Raw genomic sequence first — 4,596 nt, 5'->3', positions numbered from 1 at the left:
CGCACCATCGACGGCGTGGCAGCCGCCGCGTCGGCGACGTCCTCGACGGTCGAGGAGACCTCGTCGGCGGCGACCAGCCTCGCGACGATGGCCGCGGACCTGCGCCGGCAGCTGGAGCGGTTCCGGTGCATCCCGCGCCAGGAGGCGGTGACATCGAGCACCAGCACGTCGTCCACCTCGCGGCGCTCCACCTGCCGGAACCACCGGCCCGGTGCACCAGGGGTGAACCCGGCCGACGGGGCCGGCGCGGTGCTGGTGGCCAGCACGACGTCGTCGCCCAGCAGATCGGCCTCCAGATGGGCCCCGCGCCAGCGCACCACCGGCCCGACGCAGGCCGACAGCGGCGGCATCGTCGGCGCGCAGCGGGTCCGGTCCGCCGGGGTCCAGCCAGTGCCCACGTGGCCGTACCGGGCCAGCAGCTCGAGTGCTCCGTCGGCGTGGCGGCGCACCAGCTGCGTGCCCGGCGGCACCCGGGTGTGCACCAGCCACCACAGCGGCACCACGTAGCCCGGTTCGCCGAGGTAGCGCATCGCCCAGGTCGTCGAGAACCGCAGCAGGTCCACCCACGGGGCGTCCTTGGTCCAGCCCGAGCCGGGGGCGTGCAGCCCGTGCACCGCGGCCAGGTCGTCGAGCCCCCGCGCGAACCGCACGTCGGCGACCCGCACCACGTGGCCGCCCACCCTGTCGTACCCCTCCTCGAGGTACGCCCGGGACAGCCGCGGCGACACGGCCTTCTGCAGGAGGGTCATCGAGGTCCTTCACGGTGCCGGACCCGGCATCCGAGGACGACTCGGACGAATCGGGCAGACGCAGCGTGCCCCGTCACCAGGGTTGCGGTCCAGCGGTGTCACCCGTTCGGGGGCGACGGGTGCGGTTCTCGTCAGCGGCCCCTTGTGCCAGGCTGGCCGCCGCGACCGCCCGCCCGGCCCGATCCCCGTGCCGACTGTGCTGCCGCGACAGGGGCGGGGGCGCGAGGCCGGTGTGGCAGATCAACGAATCGACCTTCGGGCCGATGCTCGTGGTGGACGGCGAACCGCCGGCGGCACCGGGCGCGTTGATCCGGTCCTGCGAGCTTCTCAATGTGTTCCGTCAGCCGGAGTCGGCATCCGGTCGCGCGCTCGTCGAAGGGCTGTGCCGATCGTTCGCCACCGTCATCGTCACCGATGTCACCTGGCGCGGCGTCGAGTTCATCGAGGAGTCCAGCGCCCTGCGGGAGCTGGACTTCTGGCCGCAGCCGGAGCGTGCGCCCGACGTGCCGCCGACGAGCGGGCTCCGCGCCTTCGCCGGCTACCGCTTCCCCGAGTGGCGGTCGTTGAGGCTGCACCCGGGAATCGAGGGTCTCCATCTGGAGGGAGGTGATTTCTCGTGGGTCGAAGGGACGCCCTGGCATCTCACGCGACTGTCCCTGACCCAGGCGCGGAAGGTCCAGGCCATCCCGGACGTCCCGCAGCTCCGTGGCCTTCAAGAGCTGCAGATCCACGGCTCGCCGCGTCTGGACGCCCGCTCTCTCGGTCAGATGAGGGACCTCAGGAGTGTCGAGTTCGCCACCGTCAGGTCGCTCGTCCTGCCGGAGGAGTGGCCGAGCAGGATGCGGATGGACACGCTTGTCCTCGAGCAGGTTCGCGAGGTCGAGAATGCGAGCGCGTTGCTCGAGGCGCCCATCGATCAGATCAGGATCATCGCTCGTGGCCGCCCACCGTTCGACGACGACCTGCTCGCCGCCGCACGTCGCTCGACCAGGCCACGGTGGGTCGGCAAGGGCTTCGACGTCTGATGGTGGACAGGGCGACGAGCGGTCCGGCAGCGTCCTCGATGCAAGCGACGGCACGCCGGAGTGGTGGCGCGACGTGCGTCGCATGACGACGGGTGCCGCGTCCTTCTTCCAGGACTCCCGCGGCCAGGTGCGGGTGACGTTCCCCTGGGCCGAGCTGCACGTGCGACCAGACGGCCTCGAGGTACGGATCGAGCCGCGCGCGATGGCGGTGGTCGCCGGGCTCCTCGCCCGGGCCCGTTGTCACCCGAGGCCGCTTCCGCGCACGGGACCAGCATGGACGGCCCGGTGGTCGCAGATGTCCCGCGCCCTTGTGGGGCCGCGGTCCGTGCTGCTGGTCCGGGACGACGGGGCTGGAGTGTGGTTTGCCCCGGTCGCGGCGGACGGGCTCGACGAGGCCGTCGAGGCGCTCTGGGCGAACCAGGTGCCGGTCGAGCTCGTCGAGGGAACCTGGTGGTACGCCTTCTGGCCCCGGCTCCTGGTGCGGCGCCTCAGACCGGACGGACCGCGCTCGCCGCTGCGGCGGACGCCGCGGGCAGGGCGTCGGCGATGACGGACAGCGCGGCGTCGTCGTGCGCGGCGGACAGGAACCAGGCCTCGAACGCCGAGGGCGGCGGGTAGACCCCGGCAGCGAGCAGGGCGTGGAAGAACGGGCCGTAGCGCCAGTGCTCGGTGGCCTGCATACCGGCGTAGTCGTGCACCGGGCGGTCGGTGCCGAACGCGATCGAGAACAGGTTGCCGGCGCGCTGCACGTGGTGCGCCACCCCGGCCGCGGCCAGCGCCTCGGTGACCAGCTGCTGGACCTGGGCGGAGGCCGCGTCGACGCGGGCGTAGGCGGCGGCGTCGGCCAGCCGCAGCTGGGCCAGGCCCGCGGCGGTGGCGACCGGGTTCCCGGACAGCGTGCCCGCCTGGTAGACGGGACCGAGCGGCGCCAGCAGGTCCATGAGGTCGGCGCGCCCCGCGACGGCGGCGACCGGCAGCCCGCCGCCGATGACCTTGCCGAAGGTGAGCAGGTCGGGGGCCCAGCCCTCGTGCGCACCCTCCAGCCCCCACCAGCCGGCGGCCGAGACGCGGAACCCGGTGAGCACCTCGTCCTGGATGAGCAGGGCGCCGTGCTCGGCGGTGATCGCGCGCAGCGCCGCGTTGAACCCGGGGCGCGGGGCGACGACGCCCATGTTGGCCGCCGCGGCCTCGGTGATGACGGCGGCGATGCGGTGCCCGTGCGCGGCGAACGCGGTGCGCACGGCGTCCTCGTCGTTGTAGGGCAGCACGAGCGTCTCCCCGGCCACGGCGCTGGACACCCCGGCCGACCCGGGCAGCGCGAGCGTGGCCACGCCGGACCCGGCGGCGGCGAGCAGCGCGTCGACGTGCCCGTGGTAGCACCCGGCGAACTTCACGACGAGGTCACGGCCGGTGGCGCCGCGGGCCAGCCGCAGCGCCGTCATCGTCGCCTCGGTGCCGGTGGAGACCAGGCGGACCTTGACCGCCGGGGGGACGCGCGCGGCGATGTGTTCGGCGAGCTCGGCCTCGCCGACGGTGGGTGCGCCGAACGAGAGTCCGCGGCCGACCGCCTCACGGGCCGCCTCGACGATCGCCGGGTGGGCGTGGCCGAGCAGCGCCGGGCCCCAGGAGCCGACGAGGTCGACGTACTCGCGACCGTCCACGTCGCGCACCCGGGGGCCGGCCGCCGAGGCGAGGAACCGCGGGGTGCCGCCGACCGACCCGAAGGCCCGCACAGGGGAGTCCACCCCGCCGGGGATGATCGCCAGCGCGCGGGCGAAGGCGGCCTCGCTCGTCGTCGGGCTCGTGGTGGGGTCGGACGGGCGGGGTGCGTCGGCAACGGTCACCGGGGCATTGTGGCGCGCCGGACGACGTCTGTCGAAGACCGCGCAATTCATGGGAGAACCGGCGCGGGCGGCGCACCGTAGAACAGAATTCTCAGAGATTGTTCCGACGCGACGTCAGATCAGTGTCACAGCGAGCGGTGGTGCCCGACACGTCCGCGACCGGCGCGAACGCTCCGCCGCAGGCAGCAGGTCCGGGGTCGGAGGGCGATTTTCTGGACACTGTGTCAGAACAGATCAATAGGCAGCAAGAATGGTCGCAAAGATTGCGTCAGGACGGCCCGCGCATGCTTCACTTCCTCCCGTGGTCCTGCTCGCACTGTCCGCCGACCACCACGACCTCGACCTGGGGACCCTCGAGCTGCTCTCGTCACGGGTGACGGGTCTGGCAGCCGAGCTCGTGGCCACCGGCGCCGCCCTCGGGGTCGTCACACTGGCGACCTGCAACCGGGTCGAGCTGTACCTGGACGCCCCGACGCCGCAGCTCGCGCACGAGGCGGGGCTGCGCTCGCTCGCCGACCGTGCGGGCGAGGAGGCCGTCGCCGGGCTGCGCCTGTGGACCGACCTGCCCGCCGTCGAGCACCTGTTCGCGGTGGCGGCGGGACTGGAGTCGATGGTGGTCGGTGAGCGCGAGATCGTCGGCCAGGTGCGGACCGCGCTCACCCAGGCGCGCACCGACCGGCTCACCACCCCGCTGCTCGAGGCCGCCTTCCAGAACGCCTGCCGGGTCTCGCGCGAGGTCGAGGCCGGCACCGGGGTGGGTGCGGCCGGGCGCTCGCTCGTCGCGGTCGCGCTCGACCTGGCCGGGGCGGGTCTGGCGCCACCCGCCACCCCCCGCAGCTGGGCGGGAGCGCGCGCGCTGCTCGTGGGCACCGGCGCCTACGCCGGGGCGAGCCTGGCGGCGCTGCGCGAGCGCGGGGTGCGTGACGTGCAGGTGCACTCCGGGAGCGGCCGGGCCGACGGGTTCGCGCAGCGGCACGG

General features: G+C 74.0%; 5 protein-coding genes. 3 read left to right on the top strand and 2 right to left on the bottom strand.

Features of this window, described 5'->3' with window-relative positions; translation table 11 throughout:
- Positions 1-749: hypothetical protein (locus tag F2B26_RS14610; protein WP_159810601.1), on the bottom strand; the 749-nt coding region annotated here is incomplete at its 3' end.
- A 230-nt stretch (positions 750-979) separates the two neighbouring features.
- Between F2B26_RS14610 and F2B26_RS14605 the strand changes: the two genes are divergently transcribed.
- Complete coding sequence (locus tag F2B26_RS14605; protein ID WP_159810599.1) at positions 980-1,774, top strand: hypothetical protein; 795 nt, start codon at positions 980-982, stop codon at positions 1,772-1,774.
- A gap of 82 nt (positions 1,775-1,856) precedes the next feature.
- Positions 1,857-2,324, top strand: coding sequence for a hypothetical protein (locus F2B26_RS14600; protein WP_159810597.1), 468 nt, complete (start codon positions 1,857-1,859; stop codon positions 2,322-2,324).
- Here the strand turns inward: F2B26_RS14600 and hemL are convergent.
- Positions 2,263-3,618: a glutamate-1-semialdehyde 2,1-aminomutase gene (hemL, locus tag F2B26_RS14595; protein WP_235929697.1), complete on the bottom strand. Its 1,356-nt coding sequence runs from the start codon at positions 3,616-3,618 to the stop codon at positions 2,263-2,265. The two genes, F2B26_RS14600 and hemL, sit on opposite strands and share 62 nt — an antisense overlap.
- 301 nt (positions 3,619-3,919) lie before the next feature.
- On the opposite strand from hemL, the gene F2B26_RS14590 reads away from it, so the two are divergent.
- The coding region (locus F2B26_RS14590) for a glutamyl-tRNA reductase (protein WP_499679449.1) at positions 3,920-4,596 on the top strand (677 nt) is incomplete at its 3' end.

Source organism: Cellulomonas citrea (assembly GCF_009829685.1).
GTDB classification, from domain to species: Bacteria; Actinomycetota; Actinomycetes; order Actinomycetales; family Cellulomonadaceae; genus Cellulomonas; species Cellulomonas citrea.
Note: the sequence above shows the minus strand (reverse complement) of the source record. Positions and strands in the feature narration are given on the sequence as shown.

What these genes read in the sequence shown, in the direction of transcription:
- F2B26_RS14600 (WP_159810597.1), top strand. Translation starts at nt 1,857, where the DNA reads ATGACGACGGGTGCCGCGTCCTTCTTCCAGGACTCCCGCGGCCAGGTG.